The organism is Fretibacter rubidus, assembly GCF_041429785.1.
GTDB lineage: Bacteria > Pseudomonadota > Alphaproteobacteria > Caulobacterales > Maricaulaceae > Fretibacter > Fretibacter rubidus.
Genome location: NZ_CP163423.1, coordinates 1,879,852 through 1,899,125 on the forward strand (window position 1 = coordinate 1,879,852; position 19,274 = coordinate 1,899,125).

Here is a 19,274-nt window from a genome sequence, read left to right on the forward strand (position 1 = left end):
ACTATGTCTCCTTTTGCGGCAATGTATCATTGCCCATTTTTGATTTTAGCTTTGCCATACCGTTGATATAGCGCTGATAATCCATGCCTTTGTGCTTGAAATACTCACCCACAACGGGATGAGACAACACAAGAAACTCATCATTCTGCGCCGCCGCTAGCAAAGCGTCCGCGACATCTGACGGTTCCAGCAATCCGTCTTTGCTGTTCTCGGCCATGGCAAAACCTTTGGTCATATCGGTTTTGACATATTGCGGGCAGATGCAATGCACCGAAATGCCGTGTTCCTTATGAGTAATAGCCATAGTTTCGGCCAAGCCAACGGCGGCATGTTTCGTTGCGCTATAGGACGCACTACCGATTTGGTTGAGAAGCCCTGCTGCTGATGCTGTAATCACGAAGCGTCCAGAGCCGCGCTCGACCCATTTCGGCAAAAGCGCGCGAGACGCATAGACAGACGCCATGACATTGACCTGCCAACTTAGCTCCCAAGCCTCATTGCTGGCCCCGCCTGCATGTTCGCCGTCACCAAAACCAACACCCGCATTTGATACAAAGACATCAATGGGGCCATTGGCCGCCTCTGCCATGTCAATAAAGTTTTGAACTTGGCCCTCATCCGTCACGTCGCATGCCACACTCAGCGCGCCAATCTCGGCTGCGGTCGCATCGGGCGCTTTCAAATCACAAATTGCGACCTTCGCACCCTGCGCGATAAACATTTCAGCGATTGCGCGGCCAATGCCGCCGCTCGCCCCAGTGATTGCTACGCTTTGATTGTTGAACATGCTGTCTCCCTGTCATGATATTTACAGGGCAGCGCCGCGCTGGGCAATGGTCAATATGCAATTAGTTGCATATTTTCATCTTATCCGTCATGTGCCATAGCAAGTCTTTATGACGGGATAAAAGGGGGCAATATGACGGATGAAGAGATTTTAGGGTCGCATGAGGCGCCATTAGACGCCGATAATGTGCCTGATGCCAATCAATCCCATTATTGTTATAGCTGCGCCGAGCCTATGAATGGGCTTTATTGCATGGCGTGTGGGCAGAAGAACGACAATTACCGCCGTTCTATATTCGCGCTCATATGGGAAACTATAGCGTCAGTAACCGCCTTAGAAGGCCGCATGTGGCGCACAGGTGCCGCACTAATTGCCAAGCCTGGCAAAGTCGCCCGTGAATTTGCTGACGGAGCGCGGACAAAATGGTCATCGCCCGTTCGGGCCTATCTGGCCATGAGCTTGCTTTTGTTTGGCTATCTGTCGATTTTCAACGTCAATATCGTGTCCCTTGATATTGACTTAAAACCAACGTCCTGCGCCGTGGGCACAATTGCTGATTTACCAGCCGATCAATTACGCCTTCATGTGCGGCCCAAGTTTTTTGAACCGAGTAGCGTTTATAATGCGCGATTAGCCAATCGTGACACGGCCACAATTGAGAGACGCATTATAACCGAAGGCCTGAATTTCAAGTTTGATATTGGCGAACCCGACACTGACTGTGAAGACATGAGCGAAGCCACAGACAATCCAGCCACACCAAACACCACAAAAACTTTAGCACAGCAGATCAAAGACACAGTTGATGAAAGTCTCGCAAGTGATGAAGTTCAGGACGCTTTGAAAGAAGCAGACGCATTACGCAAAGCACAAGAAACTGCTGAGGGCCCTGATGACACATCAATCGTTATGAACGGCGAAACAGTAGAGCCGGAAACATTTGCCCAAATGGGACTATTGTTCATGCGTGATCCCGCGCGGTTAAACCGAAGTTTCGCGAGCTATATTCCGCGTTTGATGTTCTTTATGATGCCGCTGACTATGCTGCTCGGTTGGGTGTTTATTCGCGGGCGGGGAAATGCGCTGCTCTATGATCACCTTGTCCATGCTAGCTATGTTCATGCAGTGACCTATTTTCTGATCTTTCTGGCTCTCATTGCCTCACGCATCATACCAGGCGGTATGATGGCAAAGGGTCTCGGACTGGCGCTGCTTATTTATCTACCCATTAGCGCCAAGCGTATGTTTAATCGGGGTTGGTTTAAGACGGTTTGGACGGCTTATGGCGTTGGCTTTATTTACCTCTTAATACTCGTGACGGGTCTGGTAATGCTAATGGGATTACAGCTTCAAAACACCATGTCGGAAATACAAAGCCTATCCACAGCGCTGCCCAACGAAGGGTCATAGATTTAACGGTCATTTCACACCCCCGAACATAGAAAAAGCCCGCCGTGGGAAACCAAGGCGGGCTTTACAAATTCAGTCTATGTGTATGAGGCTTAGCCGCCAAACATATCCAACTTACCCGTGTTTTTGGCACAGAGATAATAGAACGTTACGCGGTTCTTAAAGCGCTCGCCTTTCATCTCTTGGCAGACGGCCTTGACGACGTCTTCAGCACCGTCTTTCACGCCCAGCTTTTTGCCAACGAAATTCTTGGCAACAGTCGCTGTTTCCGTGGCATCTGAACAGGCAACAAGCGAACTGTCACGGCTGCGTAGAGCGACGCCGCAATGTTTGATGATGGCTTTAACAGTATCGCGTGATGCCTTGTCGTCATATTTTTTGACATTGGCGTAATACTTGTCTTCAGCTGACATCACAGGCTTTTTTGCGCCGCCCTTTGGCCCTGGCTTCTGACGCACACGACCGTCTTTGGTCTTCGCGCCTAACTTTGTGCCGGGTTTCGGTCCTGGCTTGCCTTTGGCTTTTTTGGCTGTCGCGGGCTTGGCTTTCATAGCCTTTGGCGCAGCGCCTTTGGCAAGACCTTTGGCTTGCTTGACCCATTCGTCGCGTTTGATGCGGCCTGGAATAGAGTCGATAACGCCTTCAACCATTTTCACATCAGCCGCTTTCCACGCACCGATCTGGCGGAAGTAGTAAATACCCTTAGAATGTAGGTCTTTCTCAAACTTCGGTCCGATACCTTTGATAAGCTTAAGATCATCAGGTGTGCCGTCTGTTGGGCCGTCTGTGTAAAGCACTTTCGGCTTCGGCGCGGCTTTCGCTTTTGGCTTTGGTTCAGCTTTTGGCTTCGGAGCCGCTTTGACTTTGGCCTTTGGTGCCGCTTTTGCTTTGGCCTTCGGCGCGGGGGCTTCTGACAAACGACCTTCGAGATATTTGACACGGGCCGCCAAATAGCGGTTACGCCATTCTAGCGCATATGTGTCATCATCGGACGCTTCTTCTGCGGCAGGCGCAGCTTTTGACGTCACAGCGGCAGCAGCGGCGGCACCAGCGGCTGCAGCAGCGAGCTTGGATTTCAGGCCAGAGACTTCTGTGTCACGAGAGGCGACAGAGCCTTCAAGTTCGCGAACACGGGCGCGCAGGCTATCGGCTTCGGCGCGCAAGGCACCCTCACCTTCGATAGACAAGTCGCCGTCAACTTTTTTACCGCGGAACAAAAGCCAGCCCAAAAGCAGGCCAAGGAGAGCGGGTAGCAATAGTGGCAACCAGCCAAAGCATGTGATGTAAGATAATACGTTTTCCATTTTAGAACGTCCTTTTAATTAGCTTGTGTGACGACAAATTCGATGCGCCGATTTTGCGCTTTGCCTTCAGGTGTGTCGTTTGATGCGATTGGTGTGCTTTCGCCCATGCCTTTGGCAGAGAGACGCGCCAGAGCAACGCCGTTATCCGCCAAATAGGCCGCAACGCTATTGGCGCGCGCTTCTGATAAGGCTTGGTTATAGTCATCACCGCCGTCGCTATCGGTATGTCCAATAACCGCGATACGGAATGACGCGCACTGTTTCGCCGCAGAGGCCAAAGTGTTGAGCAAGTCATAGCTCTGCGCACCGTTGATACCAGCTTTGTTGTAAGCGAAGTTAATTTTGTTATCGCCTTTCAGGTCATCAAATAATGTCTGACAAATTGATTCGGACTTAACTTCGCCGACATTGACAGCCGCCGCATTGGGCACAGCGATATTTGACGCACCTTCATAACCCGTCGGCAATCCAGTCACCATTGCATTGATGCGATCGCGAACATCAGCATCCGCCGCAAGGCCGCGAAGTACGGTTTGCGTGTCTTCCATGTTCAACGTTCCGCGCTCAAGAAGCTTAAGCTCTGACATGTTCATGGCCACAACATCTGCCCAACGATCATTGGGCGCACCAGGCGCAACTTTAACCGTGTTATCTGTTACCATATTAGGGAACATAACGTTGGCTTCACGCAGAACACGTTCACGCTCTGCTTCGTTTCGCACATAGCCGTCGAGGACAACACGACCATCTTCTGACTTTGTTGCTGCAAATGTATAAGGGCGTACGGGTTGAACCGCGGCCACTTTTTTGACGGTCAAGTCACTGGCGACCTCGTGCCATGTGTCTTTTGATTCGCAAGCTTCGCACTTCGTATTCGTCGCAAGAGCCACCGCAGCAGACAAAGCTGTGTCGGTTGGTGCTTCGCCAGATAGACGGGCGACATTGCCGCTCATATTGACGGTCGCGAAGTCGTAACCATTGTTATTTAAGGCTGTTTGAATTGTTTGCCCCATATCCGCCGAACGCTGTGTCGCGCTAAATGGCCAGATAATTGACATAAACAATGTGATCAGCGCGAGAATAATAATTCCCAGCAACCACTTTCCCATAGTAATCTCCCTTTAGAGTAATTTGCACGGTCTGCCTTATCATGCCAATAAAATCAATTCAAATCTATGGCGATTAAACGACAAACGCACCCTTCAGGGCGCGCTCGTTTATTTACCATTCATATTAGAATTAATTACCGCGTATAACCCGCGACGATATGCTCAAGATGCCTAACGCTTCATGCGCGTGACCGCTTCGTCATATTCGGCTTTCAATTGATCAACAATCTCTTGCACGGACGGCGCGTCTTTCACAGAGCCCACGCCTTGCCCTGCCCCCCAAATATCTTTCCAAGCTTTGGCATCTGTGTTCCCTCCAGACCCGAAGTTCATGCTGTCCTTGCCTGCCTCGGGAAGATTGTTTGGATCAAGCCCTGCTTTTTCAATTGACCCTTTCAAGTAATTACCGTGCACACCCGTAAAGAGTGATGAGTAAACAATGTCCTCGCCAGAGCTATCAATAATTTCTTGCTTATAGCCGTCCTCTGCATTGGCTTCAGCGGACGCAATAAAGCGCGTGCCAATATAAGCGAGATCTGCGCCCATGGCTTGAGACGCCGCAATGGCCCCGCCTGTTGCGATAGAGCCAGAGAGCAATAACGGCCCATCATGAAACTCACGAATTTCAGGGATAAGCGCGAAAGGCGACAAACGCCCCGCATGACCGCCCGCGCCTGAACAGACGGCGATTAAACCATCGGCATGCATCGACAAGGCCTTTTGCGAATGTCGGATATTGGTGACGTCATGCAAAACGATACCGCCGTAGCTATGGGTCGCGTCATAAACCATCTTGCTGGCTTGCAGGCTTGTGATGATAATCGGAACCTCGTGTTTGACGCAGACCTCCATATCATGTTCCAAGCGGTTGTTAGAACCGTGACAGATTTGGTTGACCGCAAATGGCGCGACCTTTTTATCAGGATTTTCTTTTTGGTATTGGTCGAGTTCCAACTTGATACGGATAATCCATTTCTCAAGCTCTTCTTTTGGACGGGCATTCAGCGCGGGAAACGACCCGACAATACCCGCCTTACACTGCGCTATCACGAGCTCAGGACCAGAGACGATAAACATCGGCGCCGCAACAACAGGAAGTTCAAGGTTTTGTAAGATGGGCGGTAAAGACATAAATGACTCCGTAAAGCGGTTATTGGCAGGACTAATGATGTGCATATGCAAATATATGCATAGTACGCTTTGTCCAGATATTTCGTTTGATTACCAGATATTTCGTTTGATTAAATAAGCGCTACTTCGCGAATAAAGCGATGGCCGTCTCGCTCATTGTCGTCACGCCTGTTGGAATAGCCGTCGCTGCGTCGGGCTTGAAGAACGGAGAGTGTAAAGACGGCAGCGGCTTTTTGCCGGACCTTGCGGCGGCCACATCCTCAGATGACGCCGCCCCTAGCCAATAAATAAGACTGGGAATCTTAGGCTCCACCTTGCCGTACCGGCCAAAGTCCTCGCCGCCCATCACAGGATCAAGCTGCACGACTTTGTCATCTCCGATTTGGTTTTTCATCATGGCCATGACAGTTTCCGCTAAATCAGGGTTATTATAAGCCGACGGCGTGTATTCATTACGCAAGCTGATGATCGGCATTTTGTCTTCTGGCAGACCGTAAGCCGCCGCTAGGCCATTAGCTGTGCGTTTAATCGCCTCAATCGTTTGCTGACGGACGTCCTCAGAATAGCTGCGCAGGGTCAGTTGCATCTTCACTTCTTCGCCAATGATGTTGTGCTTTGTGCCGCCGTGTATAGAGCCGACCGTTATGACCGCTGGTTCTTGGGGTGAAATTTCACGCGCAATAATCGCTTGAAAGGCCAGAACCATTTGCGCCGCCAAAACCACAGGGTCTTTGGTCGTATGCGGATAAGCCCCGTGACCGCCAATGCCCTGCACCGTAATGTCCATACTATCGACATTGGCCAGCGCGTAGCCAGGCACAATCCCGACATAGCCCGCCTCTAGCCCTGAATTAGCATGTAGCGCGAGATTATAATCAGGACGCGGGAATTTTTCAAAAAGCCCCTCACCCAACATGGCTAGCGCCCCTTGGCTAATTTCCTCGGCAGGCTGCAAAATGACTATTAATGTGCCTGACCACTGGTCTTTCTTGGCCGCTAGTTCGCGCGCAGCTCCCAAAGCCACCGTCATATGAATATCATGACCGCAAGCATGCATAGCAGGCCAATCATTGCCTTCGGCGTCTCTCGTGATGACTGTACTAGCAAAGGATAGACCCGTTTCCTCTTTCACAGGCAAGGCGTCCATATCCGCGCGTAACATGACCGTTTTACCGGGGCCGTTTTTCATGACCGCCACGACGCCCGTTCCGCCAAATTGCTCGGTCACCTCAAACCCTTCGGCTTTTAACCGCGCCGCAAGATAGCGCGCGGTTTCAACTTCCATGAGAGAAAGCTCAGGGTTGGCATGAAGATGTTTATAGACTGACATCAAATCTTGCGCCTGAGCGCTTGTGCCAAATCCAACCGCGAGCGCGCTGCATAAAAGAAGCTTTTTCATGCTCTACTCCCGAAAATCCGTATCCGCTTCGGACGCCATCCAGAGCATCGTCACCCAGGCTTCGACGTTCTGCGCCATATGCTCTGGGTCAATCTTGTCAAAGGTGTCATCCGGTGTGTGGTGATAATCAAAGTAATCCGTGCCGTCTTGCTGCAAACGCATGGCAGGCACACCTTTGTTAAATATTGGCCCAATATCTGGGCCGCCATTTGTGGGCTTTTCAGACATGGGTAGGCCGAGCGCTTTTGCTATATCCTTTAGCACCGCATTGCCCGCAGCACCTTTAACGCCAGAGCGGACTTCATAAACGGGCCCAGCGCCAAAATCCGATTGAGACGCCAACACATGATTGTCTAAATCATCGGCATGTTTATCTGCATAAGCAAAACCGCCCTTAAGGCCGATTTCTTCCGCACCGTAGGCAATCACGCGGATTGTGCGTTTCGGCTTTAGGCCTGATTCCATCAAAACTTTGGCCGCGCCAAAGGCAATGCCAATGCCCGCCCCGTCATCCAGGGCCCCTGTACCTAGATCCCAGCTATCTAAGTGACCAGATATGATAATAATCTCTTCGGGCTTCTCTGTTCCTACAATTTCGCCAATGACATTGCCCGACGGCAGTTCGCCCACGGCGCGCGGTGTCATTGTTAGTTTGATGCGGACCGTCTCGCCGCGGTCTAATGTCCGCTCAAGCTGGTCGGCGTCAGGCGCGGATAAAGCGCCAATAGGGATGGGCGCAACATCTTCTGCGTAACGCATTTGACCTGTATGGGGGAAGCGGTGGCTATCTGTGCCAACAGAGCGAATAATGACGGCCGCTGCGCCGCGCTTGCCAGCTTCTGTTGCGCCGCTGCGGCGTTTTTGATTGGCAGGGCCATATCCCGCACCATCAGGCGCTTTTTCCATGCGACCTGAGATAAAGACAATTTTACCGTCCAACCCACCCATTGGCGCATTTTTCAAATCCTCAAAGGTTGGGAAATAAGCAATATCGGCCTCTATGCCTTCTGGCGGTGTCGCCACCGCGCCGCCGAGTGAGGTAATAAATAATTGCTGCGGATTGGGGCTTAGAATTTCAGCGGTCTCCACACCGCGAATCCAGCCCGGCACCATGAACGGCTCATTACGGATGTTTTCAAAACCGAGCTCAGCCATTTTGGCCATGGCCCAATCCCGCGCACGCGCTTCTTCTTCTGTCCCCGCAAGGCGTGGGCCGATTTCAGTGGTTAGGCTTTCTGTGATATCATAAGCGTGGGTCGACTCGCGTGCGAGCTTTTGCAGGCGCGCAACCTCTGGGGTGACGACGCGCTCTGGCATGACGTCTGCCGCTTGCGCAGCGTCTTTGGTCATCTCTGTTGCTGTTTGCGCGGAACACGCGCCCAACAACGCCAAAGCGGATATTGATAGTAGAAGTGTTTTCATGACGCGGTCCCTTTAGATTTTAGCCCAAGATATAGGCTGCGCCAATTCTTGCAAGTCAGCATTTGCGAAAAAGCTGGCTTAGCGCTAAGTGAAGGGAAATGTTCTCAACAAAGGCTGGTATGATGACCCATTCACTCTTTCGCACGCTATCATTGGCACTCCTTGGCGCGTCGACTTTAACGCTTGTCGCTTGCACAACCGACAATAGCCCGACAGAACCCAAAGCAAAGCCGCCTGTCGCCTCTGCCGCCGAAATCGGTCGCCGCATTGAACGGCTGTCCTCTGACGAAATGGAAGGCCGCGCGCCCGGCACAAAAGGTGGTCAAATGGCATCGCAATATATTGCGGATGAAATGAAAGCGGCTGGCCTAAAACCGATGGGCGAAAACGGTACTTTTTTCCAACCCGTAGAACTGACCGAAGCCACTGTGCTGCCAAATTCCACACTGACAATCAAAACAGGTGATGAAACAATTGTCAGCGCAGATCAAAAAACCAACGCCGTGTTCTGGACAAAGCGCTTGGATAATAGCCTATCGGTCGCCGACTCTGATGTTGTGTTTGTTGGCTATGGTGTGGTTGCGCCTGAATATGATTGGGATGATTACGCTGGCATGGATGTGACCGGTAAAACGGTCGTTATGCTGGTCAATGATCCTGGCTTTGCCACGGGTGACGATGATTTGTTCAAAGGCAAATCCATGACCTATTACGGACGCTGGACGTATAAATTTGAAGAAGCAGGCCGCCAAGGGGCCGCCGCCGCCATTATTATCCACCAGACTGAACCTGCCAGCTATGGCTGGGACGTGGTCCAAGGCTCTTGGACAGGCGCGCAATATGATTTGGTCCGTCCAGACGGCGGTGCGTCGCGCACAAAGGTCGAAGGCTGGGTGCATCTTGACGCCGCCAAAGAGCTGTTCAAAGCCGCCGATATGGATATGGACGCCGTTATGACCGCCGCGAAAACGCCCGGTTTTAAACCCATGGCTATGAACGGCGTGACACTGGACGCGACCCTCAATCAAGAGGTTGCCACCACGACATCTCGTAATGTCGCGGGCGGTGTTATTGGCACGACGCGCCCCGATGAATATGTGCTTTACATGGCGCATTGGGATCACTTGGGTAAAAATGAAGACGCAGAAGGTGATGACAAAATTTGGAACGGCGCGGTTGATAACGCCACAGGCACGGCTGCAATCCTAGAGATCGGTGAAGCTTTTGTGCAGCAAGGTGCACCAGAACGCTCGGCCATATTTGTGGCTGTTACGGCAGAGGAAAGCGGTCTTTTGGGGTCAGCCTATTACGCTGAGGCCCCGCTGGTGCCGCTCAATAAGACTGTCGCAGGCATCAATATCGACGCCATACTACCCCTAGGTAAGACCAAAGACATGGTTGTTGTGGGATACGGCGCGTCAGAGCTTGAAGACCGCCTCAACGATATTCTTAAACCCCGCGATATGTATATCGTGCCAGACCCCAAGCCAGAGGCAGGATATTATTACCGCTCTGACCATATCAGCCTTGCGAAGAAAGGTGTGCCGATGCTTTATGCCGACGGCGGAAATGAGCACATTATCAACGGTCTTGAATACGGCGAAAACTTTGCCAATGATTATACCAAATATCGTTACCACAAACCCGGCGATGAATATGATAATAGCTGGGATTTGACAGGTATTGAGCAAACAACGGAAATACTCTTTGAGCTTGGCTACGGCATTGCCAATGATGAGGCTTGGGTCAATTGGTATGAAGGTTCAGAATTTCGCGCGGTGCGTGACGCGTCGATGAACAAGTAAGGCATTACAATTACCTATGACCTCTTCTTCGGATAAAAACTTGCGCGTCAAATTCATGGCGCGCATGTCCGATTACGAAGACCCTGCGCTTTTTTTATCCCTTCTTCCCGGGCGCAGACCGCATTACGGCGGCGTTGATTTCCTGATGGACCCTGACGCGCGGGATTATGATTTTTTGGTCGTTTATGATGATTTGACCTTCCGCGAAGGCGAGAAAAAATCATTCCGCACAGAAGTCTTGTCTTGCGCCCGTGAGAACACACTGTTGGTGACCCAAGAGCCCAGCTCTATCAAGATTTATGGCCCGCAGTTCTTGGCACAATATGGCCACGTTTTAAGCCGTCAGCCACGTGACATCGTGGGCCACCCAAACCAAATCTTCGAGGCCCCGCCGCTGCGTTGGTTTTATGGCCGCCCCTTATCAAAGGACGATACAAATTACATCGACTTTGACAGCTTTCTCGCCACGCCGCCCATCCCCAAAACGGCCGACCTGTCGACTGTGTGTTCGGCCAAGCAAATGGCAGCAACATTGCACAAACAACGTTATGATTTTACCATGGCGTTAAAAGACCGTCTCGGTGATGCGTTTGATGTCTTTGGGCGCGGCATCCGCCCTATTAATGACAAATCCGAGGCTATGGATGACTTTCGCTATCATATTGCGATTGAGAACCACATAGAGCCAGGATATTGGACGGAAAAGATAGCGGATTGTTTTCTCGCCTATTGTGTACCGCTCTATTACGGCCCGCAGGATGTCGGCACGCTATTCCCAGAAGGCAGCTACATTCCGATTGATATCTTTGACATCGACCGCGCAGAGGCAATTATTCGGGATGAGATTAAGCCAGGCTCCTATGAAGCCCGGCTACCCGCCGTGATAGAGGCCCGCCGCAGAATACTGCATGACCATAATTTGATGATCTATCTCGCGAAGAAAGCCAAAACGCTACACAATCCCAATGCAAAAGCGCCGCCGCGAAATGTCATATACGGACGTCATAAGTTTCGACAAGCGCACCCTTTTAAGGCTGCGTCGGATGTTTTGCACCGTATTAAGGTTAATCGGCGGCGTTAAATCCCTTGTAACGCGAATTTAATAGAATTCAGGCTATGGTTAGCCTTTAAACGTTACAAGATTTCAATAGTCTATTTCAGACATAACCACGACACAGGACTTCAGGCATGAGCGCAATAATTTCAGCCTTTAAATATGGTTTCACAATAAGCGCTGCCGCCGTTGGGGTGCTGTTGATTGGTGGAACGGCGCTCGCCAGCGACGCAGAGACCAAAGGCCCTGCCTTTAGCGAAGGCGATCAAGTCGCCAAATTTCGCCAGCTTGGCCCAGAGAGCCTGCCCTCCCCCAATATTTACCGCAGCGCATCGGGCGCGCCTGGTCCTGCTTATTGGCAGCAACAAGCCAATGTCACAATTGACGCCGCCCTTGACGAAGACAAAAAACGCATCGCGGCGTCCATGGAAATTGATTACGTCAACAACTCGCCCGATACACTGAATTATATTTGGCTCGCGCTTGACCAAAACCGGTTTAAAGACGGCTCCACCGCCCGCATGTCGACCACGGCTGGCGCAGCGGGCTCTCGCCGTGGTGACGGCAGTTCCGCGAATGATCGCCTGACATTTAGCGCGCTGCGTTATCAGCATGCCATGGAAGACCGCGAATACGGCTTTGAGTTTAGCTCTGTCACGGACGCTGCGGGTCGCCCGCTTAGCTATATAATCAATGATACGATGATGCGGATTGATCTGCCCCGTCCGCTGGCCCCAGACGCACGCTTTACCTTTAACGTGGACTGGGATCACAACATCATCGACGAAGAAGCCGTTGGCGGTCGTGGTGGTTATGAGTGTTTTAATGAAGAAGATGAGGACGGCAATTGTATCTTTGGCCTCGCGCAGTGGTTCCCGCGTATGGCCGCCTATACCGATTACACCGGCTGGCAGAATAAGCAGTTTTTAGGGCGCGGCGAATTCACGCTGGAATTTGGCGATTACGAAGTCAATCTGACGGTGCCCTCTGATCATGTCGTGTCCGCGACAGGTGTTTTGCAAAATCCGCGTGAGGTTCTAAGCGCTAAGCAGAGACAACGCCTTGATGATGCGGGTACTGACAAGCCGATTTACATCGTGACCCCTGACGAGGCTCTAGAGGCGTCAAAATCCAAAGCATCTGGCACAAAGACGTGGCAGTTCAAAGCCGACAATGTGCGCGATTTTGCGTGGTCAAGCTCTCGTAAATATATCTGGGACGCGATGATTTTTGAACAAGATGACGAAGCAAACCCCGAAGTTTTGGCCATGTCATTCTTCCCACCCGAAGCCGACCCCATCTGGTCGCAATATTCGACGCAAGCCGTTGTCCACACAATGGATGTCTATAATAAATTTGCCTTTAATTATCCCTACCCTATCGCGCAAAGTGTGAATAGCTGGGAACGCGGCGGCATGGAATATCCAATGATTACCTTTAACGGATACCGCCCGTCAGAGGATGAAAAATCTGGCGAGGTCGTCTACTCACGCGGCATTAAATACGGCTTGATTGGCGTGATTATTCACGAAATCGGCCACATCTATTTCCCGATGACGGTCAATAGCGATGAACGCCGTTGGACATGGATGGATGAAGGCCTGAATACCTTCCTTGAATATATGGCCGAATATGAGTGGGAAGAAAATTTCCCCATTCGCGGTAATTATCAAAACCCGCTAGACCAAATTCCGCGCTATATGCAAAGCAGCAATCAAGTGCCGATTATGACGCAATCCGATAGCGTGTTGCAATTTGGCCCCAATGCCTATGCCAAGCCTGCGGCGGCGCTGATTGTGCTACGCGAAACGGTTATGGGCCGCGAATTATTTGATTTTGCTTTCCGTGAATATGCAACACGGTGGAAGTTCAAACGCCCAACGCCAGCAGATTTTTTCCGTACAATGGAAGATGCCTCTGCCGTAGATCTGGACTGGTTCTGGCGCGGATGGTTCTTTGGTACAGATCACGTTGATATGGCCGTGACAGGGGTTCGCGAATATCAAGTATCGACCCAAGACCCGGATGTGGAGAACAAAATCGCACGCCGTGAATATGAGGCGAAATATCCAGAGAACATCACCCAACGCCGTAACCGCGAAGAAGGCATTACGCCGCGCATCGAGCGGTTCTCAGACCTTGAAGATTTCTATAATGAAAACGATCAGTTCACGGAAACCAATAAGGAGCGCAATAGCTATAAATCCTTCTTGAAAGGCCTGAACAGCTGGGAAAAAGCGACTTATGAGCGGGCGATGAAAGATGGCGATTTCATCTATTTCGTTGATTTTGAAAATCAAGGCGGCCTTATCTCGCCCCTGCCTGTGCGCTTAACGTTTGAAAACGGCGAAGTCGAGGAGGTTATGATTCCGGCAGAGATTTGGCGTCGTGATAGCACAGCCGTGACCAAACTTTTCGTGCGCAAGAAACGCATCGCCAAAGTCGAGCTTGACCCCGCACACCAAACGGCGGACGCGTATTATTCCGACAATACATATCCGCCTGTCATCACCAGCAGCCGTATCAAAGCCTATAAATATAGCGGGTCTAGCCGTAAGAATTTAATGGCTGATATGCTGGTCGAGCTTAAGACGGAAAAGGAAAAAGACGGAAGCGACGCGAGCGATGACAAGCAAGTGCCCCTGACGGAAAAACAGATGAATGATGTGAAGCAAAATCCGTCTAAATCTGATAAAAAGCCATTATCAGATAAGGATGACAAGTCACTGCGCCGCACGCTTGAAAAACTTCTTGGCCGATAATACACCGTCCTATGACTTTTAAAAATATATCCGCCGGGGCCCTGTCCCGGCGTCAATTTGCGGCTCTCTCTTTCGCGCTTATCGGGGCCAATGCAGTCCCTGCGGCCGCGCATCGTGAACGACTGACCTTTTCCGAAATAGAGTGGGAAGATAATCCTGGCTTTCTTTACGTCACCCATAGTTTTCACGTGCACGAAGCCGAACGCACGCTTTATAAAGCGGGCGTCTTGTCCAAACCCGATCTCTATTCGCTAAAATCTCGCGCAGAGTTGGCGCTTTATGCGGCAGAGAATTTTACACTCAAAACCATGGACGGCACGCCTATCACCCTCGAGCTTCTCGGCGCAGAAATTGTAGGCCGCGATTGCCAAGTCTATCAACAAGCAGACATAGACGCCCTGCCTGACGGCTTTGCTATTGATTGCCGTTTTATGCGGGAATTTGACCACGGCCAGATAAATAATGTGGATGTCAAAGTCACGGACCGCGTGCAGTCACTCTCCTTTCGTGGTGACGACGGCGTGAAAACGGTTCAACTGTCTACATAACCCTGCCTAAAAAAGCGCTTGCGCCCGGCCCGCCCACAGCGGATAACAGGGCATGATAACAGTCCATCACCTCAATAATTCGCGCTCGCAACGTATTCTCTGGCTCTTAGAAGAACTGGACGTCCCTTACGAGATTAAGCACTATCAACGCGACCCTGTCACAAATCTCGCCCCGCCAGAACTAAAGGCTGTACACCCGCTGGGTAAATCTCCCGTCATCACCGATGGCGACCGCGTGATCGCCGAAACAGGGGCGATTGTTGAATATCTGCTGCGTAAATATGACGAGAAACACGATTTCGTCCCCGAAGTCGGCACGCAAGATTACATCGATTATGTGCATTTCATGCATTTCGCCGAAGGCACCGCCATGTTGCCACTCCTGCTCGCGCTTTATACGGGGCTGCTGGGCGATGCCGCTGCGCCGCTTCAACCCCGCATTATGAGCGAGATTAAGGCGACGCTGGATTATTGCGAATATCAACTTATTCGCAGCAAATATTTCGCGGGCGATACACTCACTGGTGCGGATTTTATGATGAGTTTCCCGCTGGAAGGCTCGCGCGCGCGTGGCCGCCTAACGGGTTATGAGGCGTGCAATGATTATGTGGACGCCATTCACAAACGCCCTGCCTATCTCCGCGCCCTTGAAAAAGGCGGCGATTACGCGTTCGGGCCGCGCTAATGTCGTCTCCGCTCTTCGCGCGAACCGTTTTCCACCTTGCCTATCCCGTGCGGGATAAGGAAACGACTCGTGAATTTTACCGTGACATCCTCGGCTGCACACAAGGCCGCGAGGCGGACACATGGATTGATTTTGATTTCTTTGGCCACCAAGTTAGCTTTCATGTCAAACCAGAGAGCTTTAGCGCGAATACAGAACCAACAAACAAAGTCGACGGCAAAGACGTGCCCGTCCGCCATTTTGGCGCTGTTCTGCCGTGGAATGAGTGGCAAGCGCTCGCCGACAAGCTGACCGCGCGCGGCACGGATTTCGTCATAGAGCCCTATATCCGTTTTAAAGGCGAGACCGGCGAACAAGCGACGATGTTCTTCCTCGACCCATCGGGCAATGCATTGGAATTTAAAAGCTTCAAAGACCCCGCCCAAATTTTCGCGAGCTAAGTTATGACCATACTGCGCAGTTTACTCCTCGCCCTGGCCCTTTGCGTTGCCCCGCTCGCCCATAGCGCTGACACTGAAACAGCGGACGCCGCGCAAATCAAAGCCAATATTATCGCCATGTGGAAAGCCGTCGAAAATAACGACGTCGAAGGCTACCTTGATTATATCCATGAGGATTACACATTGTTCGGCGAAGGCGATATCTATTTGCAATCAGGCAAAGCGTTGGAACGCGCCAGCTATACCGACTATCTCGCGCGTGCTAAAAACGTCCGCACCTTCATGCATCAACCGCAAATCCACGTGAACGGCGACACCGCCTGGGTCATCTATTACTGGTCCGATAGCGGCTATATGAACGGCGAACGCTTCACCTCCACCGGCAAATCCACCCGCATATTCGTCCGCGAAAACGGGAAATGGATGTGCATCCACGGACATTTTACGAGTGTTGGTTAGCGCGGGGATCAGTAACGGCGCTGGGTGTGGGAGTTAGATGGGCGGCTTAAAACGCCCAAAACCGGCCGCTGGTAATGTTCAACCTTGTTCGCAAAGTGACGTTAGAGATTTTGTTGTATTTTCGAAATAACAGAGTACCTTCTGGCATGCGCCGAGCACTTATAGATCCGGAAAACTCATTTCTCCGAAATGCTATCGGGTATATTTTATTTTTTCCAATAGTTATAATGGGCATGGTGATAGCACTTCCATTCGCACTCTTTGGAGGTCCCTCAAAATTGACTGCAACAGAGGTCGCAGAATACTTGCATGATATGATTGAAGGTACAGGGGGTGCTTATGATTGGGATGATTTCACTTCTGTGGAAATTGCGGATCCGCAGTTAGAATCAATACGCGCTAGGGCTTCTCAAATAGAACTACCCATCGATGTGGAAGGTATTAACAAATTGTGTATTCTGCTTTCCGAGGTTGAAGAGATTATGGAAATTATTGTCACTCCCTATGATTAATTAGGAAATGTCTGCTTTCGCTCTATAGTAGCTGAAATTCGTGTGTCCTATACTCACCGCATACCAACCGCTAGTAATGTTTGCGTTTGCAGCAACAATTCCGTGCACGTACAATATTTAACTCAACAACGTCTTGGGCCTAATCTCAAACCCGATAAAACAACACCCCAACAAAAAACCCGCGACACGGCGCGGGTTTTTTCATCTCTACTGATCCAAGAAACTTCGCAGTTTTCGGCTTCGGCTTGGATGCTTTAGCTTGCGAAGCGCTTTGGCTTCAATCTGGCGGATGCGTTCGCGGGTAACAGAGAACTGTTGGCCGACTTCCTCGAGCGTGTGGTCGGTGTTCATGCCGATACCAAAGCGCATACGCAGGACGCGTTCTTCGCGCGGTGTGAGGCTCGCGAGGACACGCGTTGTTGTTTCGCGCAGGTTCGATTGAATGGCCGCATCAATCGGCAGGATTGCGTTGTTATCTTCGATGAAGTCACCGAGTTGGCTGTCTTCTTCGTCACCAATCGGCGTTTCTAGCGAGATCGGCTCTTTGGCGATTTTCATCACCTTGCGCACTTTTTCGAGAGGCATAGACAGCTTGGCCGCCAATTCCTCGGGCGTGGGTTCACGGCCAATTTCGTGCAAGATTTGACGTGATGTGCGCACGATTTTGTTAATCGTTTCAATCATATGCACCGGAATACGGATGGTGCGCGCTTGGTCAGCGATAGAGCGGGTAATCGCTTGGCGGATCCACCACGTCGCGTAAGTCGAGAATTTATAACCCCGACGATATTCAAATTTATCCACCGCCTTCATAAGGCCGATGTTACCCTCTTGGATAAGGTCGAGGAATTGCAGGCCACGGTTTGTGTATTTCTTGGCAATTGAAATGACGAGGCGAAGGTTCGCTTCGACCATTTCTTTCTTGGCTTGGCGGGCTTCGCGCTCGCCTTTTTGCACGGTTTGGACAATGCGGCGGAACTCATCAACGGGCACACCCGTTTCCGTGGCGAGCATACCAATCTCGGCGCGGATTTTTTCAATCGAGCGCGCTTCGCGTTTCAAGAAACGGTCCCAGGCTTCGGATGACCCCGCGAGGTCTTCCATCCAATTAGGGTTAAGCTCTGCCCCCAAATAGGCTTCTAAAAACTCTTGGCGCGGCACGCCGTTACCATCGGCCAGGCGCATCAAGCGGCCCTCTAGGCTAATGAAGCGCTTATTAATCGCGTAAAGCTGGTCAATCAGCGCATCAATACGCGCATTGTTTAGCTGAAGCGATTTAATCTCTTCGATGATACGCGTCTGAATGGAGTCATATTCTTCGGCCTGTGGGCGGCGCATTTTCTTGCCAGAGAGGCGCGCGCGCAGCAGCATTTGCTGGAGGTCTTGGAAACGGGCAAAATCCTTGGAAATACTGTCGAGCGTATCCATGACATCGTCACGCAGCGCCGCTTCCATAGAGGCCATAGATAGATTGGTTTTATCTTCTTCCTCGTCCTCGTCATCATCAACGGGCTTTTCACCCTCGGCATAGGTTTTGGTAGGCTCTTTAATCTCGTCAGACGGTTTTAGGTCCTCTTCTGTCGCTTCAATCTCACCTTTCTCAATCTTTTCGCGGCGCACAGCAGCACCGGACCGGTCAACCTGAATGTTACCGATCGAGCGGTTATAGGTCGTGTCGAGGTCGATAATATCACGCAGCAGAATGCGGCCTTCTTCAAGCTCTTCACGCCAAATCATGATCGCTTCAAAGGTCAGCGCAGACTCGCACAGCCCTTTAATCATGGTATCGCGGCCAGCCTCGATGCGTTTGGCAATCGCAATCTCGCCCTCGCGAGACAATAGCTCGACTGTGCCCATTTCGCGCAAATACATGCGGACGGGATCGTCTGTACGGTCGAGTTCTTCTTTGGAATTACCGCCTTTAACGGTCGTCGTCTCGGCGCGGGCGAGTGTTTTGGACCCGATAGTTTCTTCTTCTTTTTCGTCAATGACGGAAATGCCCAAATCGGACAGCTGCGCGAAGGTAACCTCAATAGCATCAGGCGTGATTTTGCTCATGTCCAAATGCTTGTTCAGCTCTTTGGTGGTCAGCAGGCCAGATTTTTTGGCCACAGCAATCATGCGCTTAACATCGATGCTTTCAAAATTAAGCAACCCGGCCTCGTTGGTTGTCGGCACAGGCTCGGCGACAACCTCTGGAGTCTCTACGACCTCTTTCGCTTTTGCTTTGCTCTTCGTCGGAGCTTTTGCCTTGCTTTTGGCTGGCGCCTTGCTTTTGGCTGTGGCTTTGGTTTTCGGGGTAGGTTTGGACTTCGTCGTCTTCGCGGCAGCTTTCGCCATGAATATCTCCAATCAAAGCCGCGTTGCCCCAATGTGTGGAAGCCCGCAGCCCAAATTTAAATGACCCTGCCAATCCTAGCATAGCCAGAACGGACAAAAAACCGCGC

The 19,274-nt window shown here is 51.2% G+C and carries 16 protein-coding genes; 9 read left to right on the forward strand and 7 right to left on the reverse strand.

The window, feature by feature from the left end; all coding sequences use genetic code 11:
* Position 1: 1 nt before the first annotated feature.
* Positions 2-787 carry an SDR family oxidoreductase gene (locus AB6B37_RS08790; protein ID WP_371395390.1) on the reverse strand — a complete coding sequence of 262 codons (786 nt, stop codon included), beginning with the start codon at positions 785-787 and terminating at the stop codon, positions 2-4.
* A gap of 132 nt (positions 788-919) precedes the next feature.
* Between AB6B37_RS08790 and AB6B37_RS08795 the strand changes: the two genes are divergently transcribed.
* Positions 920-2,197, forward strand: a complete 1,278-nt coding sequence (locus AB6B37_RS08795) for a DUF3667 domain-containing protein (RefSeq protein WP_371395391.1) — start codon at positions 920-922, stop codon at positions 2,195-2,197.
* A gap of 92 nt (positions 2,198-2,289) precedes the next feature.
* Here the strand turns inward: AB6B37_RS08795 and AB6B37_RS08800 are convergent, their stop codons facing one another.
* The 5 genes from AB6B37_RS08800 to AB6B37_RS08820 form a co-directional block, all read right to left on the reverse strand.
* A complete protein-coding gene (locus tag AB6B37_RS08800) occupies positions 2,290-3,501 on the reverse strand; it encodes a DUF2853 family protein (protein ID WP_371395392.1) in 1,212 nt (403 codons plus the stop codon).
* Between the two features lie 14 nt (positions 3,502-3,515).
* Positions 3,516-4,610 carry an OmpA family protein gene (locus AB6B37_RS08805; RefSeq protein ID WP_371395393.1) on the reverse strand — a complete coding sequence of 365 codons (1,095 nt, stop codon included), beginning with the start codon at positions 4,608-4,610 and terminating at the stop codon, positions 3,516-3,518.
* A gap of 171 nt (positions 4,611-4,781) precedes the next feature.
* Positions 4,782-5,741, reverse strand: coding sequence for an NAD(P)H-dependent flavin oxidoreductase (locus tag AB6B37_RS08810; RefSeq protein ID WP_371395394.1), 960 nt, complete (start codon positions 5,739-5,741; stop codon positions 4,782-4,784).
* 121 nt (positions 5,742-5,862) lie between these two features.
* Positions 5,863-7,140, reverse strand: coding sequence for a M20 family metallopeptidase (locus AB6B37_RS08815; protein ID WP_371395395.1), 1,278 nt, complete (start codon positions 7,138-7,140; stop codon positions 5,863-5,865).
* Positions 7,141-7,143: 3 nt separating this feature from the next.
* Positions 7,144-8,562: a M20/M25/M40 family metallo-hydrolase gene (locus tag AB6B37_RS08820; RefSeq protein WP_371395396.1), complete on the reverse strand. Its 1,419-nt coding sequence runs from the start codon at positions 8,560-8,562 to the stop codon at positions 7,144-7,146.
* A gap of 98 nt (positions 8,563-8,660) precedes the next feature.
* On the opposite strand from AB6B37_RS08820, the gene AB6B37_RS08825 reads away from it, so the two are divergent.
* From AB6B37_RS08825 to AB6B37_RS08860, 8 genes are all read left to right on the forward strand, one after another.
* Positions 8,661-10,367: a M28 family metallopeptidase gene (locus AB6B37_RS08825; protein WP_371395397.1), complete on the forward strand. Its 1,707-nt coding sequence runs from the start codon at positions 8,661-8,663 to the stop codon at positions 10,365-10,367.
* A 16-nt stretch (positions 10,368-10,383) separates the two neighbouring features.
* Positions 10,384-11,448 carry a glycosyltransferase family 10 domain-containing protein gene (locus AB6B37_RS08830; protein WP_371395398.1) on the forward strand — a complete coding sequence of 355 codons (1,065 nt, stop codon included), beginning with the start codon at positions 10,384-10,386 and terminating at the stop codon, positions 11,446-11,448.
* 107 nt (positions 11,449-11,555) lie between these two features.
* Positions 11,556-14,183, forward strand: a complete 2,628-nt coding sequence (locus AB6B37_RS08835) for a M1 family metallopeptidase (RefSeq protein ID WP_371395399.1) — start codon at positions 11,556-11,558, stop codon at positions 14,181-14,183.
* Positions 14,184-14,194: 11 nt separating this feature from the next.
* Entirely contained in the window at positions 14,195-14,731 is a 537-nt protein-coding gene (locus tag AB6B37_RS08840; RefSeq protein WP_371395400.1) for a DUF6702 family protein, read from the forward strand.
* Positions 14,732-14,783: 52 nt separating this feature from the next.
* Positions 14,784-15,416: a glutathione S-transferase family protein gene (locus AB6B37_RS08845; protein ID WP_371395401.1), complete on the forward strand. Its 633-nt coding sequence runs from the start codon at positions 14,784-14,786 to the stop codon at positions 15,414-15,416.
* Positions 15,416-15,856, forward strand: a complete 441-nt coding sequence (locus AB6B37_RS08850) for a VOC family protein (protein WP_371395402.1) — start codon at positions 15,416-15,418, stop codon at positions 15,854-15,856. Before AB6B37_RS08845 ends, AB6B37_RS08850 begins: the two co-directional genes overlap by 1 nt.
* 3 nt (positions 15,857-15,859) lie before the next feature.
* A complete protein-coding gene (locus tag AB6B37_RS08855; RefSeq protein WP_371395403.1) occupies positions 15,860-16,315 on the forward strand; it encodes a DUF4440 domain-containing protein in 456 nt (151 codons plus the stop codon).
* Between the two features lie 74 nt (positions 16,316-16,389).
* Positions 16,390-16,827: a hypothetical protein gene (locus AB6B37_RS08860; RefSeq protein ID WP_371395404.1), complete on the forward strand. Its 438-nt coding sequence runs from the start codon at positions 16,390-16,392 to the stop codon at positions 16,825-16,827.
* A 207-nt stretch (positions 16,828-17,034) separates the two neighbouring features.
* Here the strand turns inward: AB6B37_RS08860 and rpoD are convergent, their stop codons facing one another.
* Complete coding sequence (gene rpoD / locus AB6B37_RS08865) at positions 17,035-19,167, reverse strand: RNA polymerase sigma factor RpoD (protein ID WP_371395405.1); 2,133 nt, start codon at positions 19,165-19,167, stop codon at positions 17,035-17,037.
* Between the last annotated feature and the right edge of the window lie 107 nt (positions 19,168-19,274).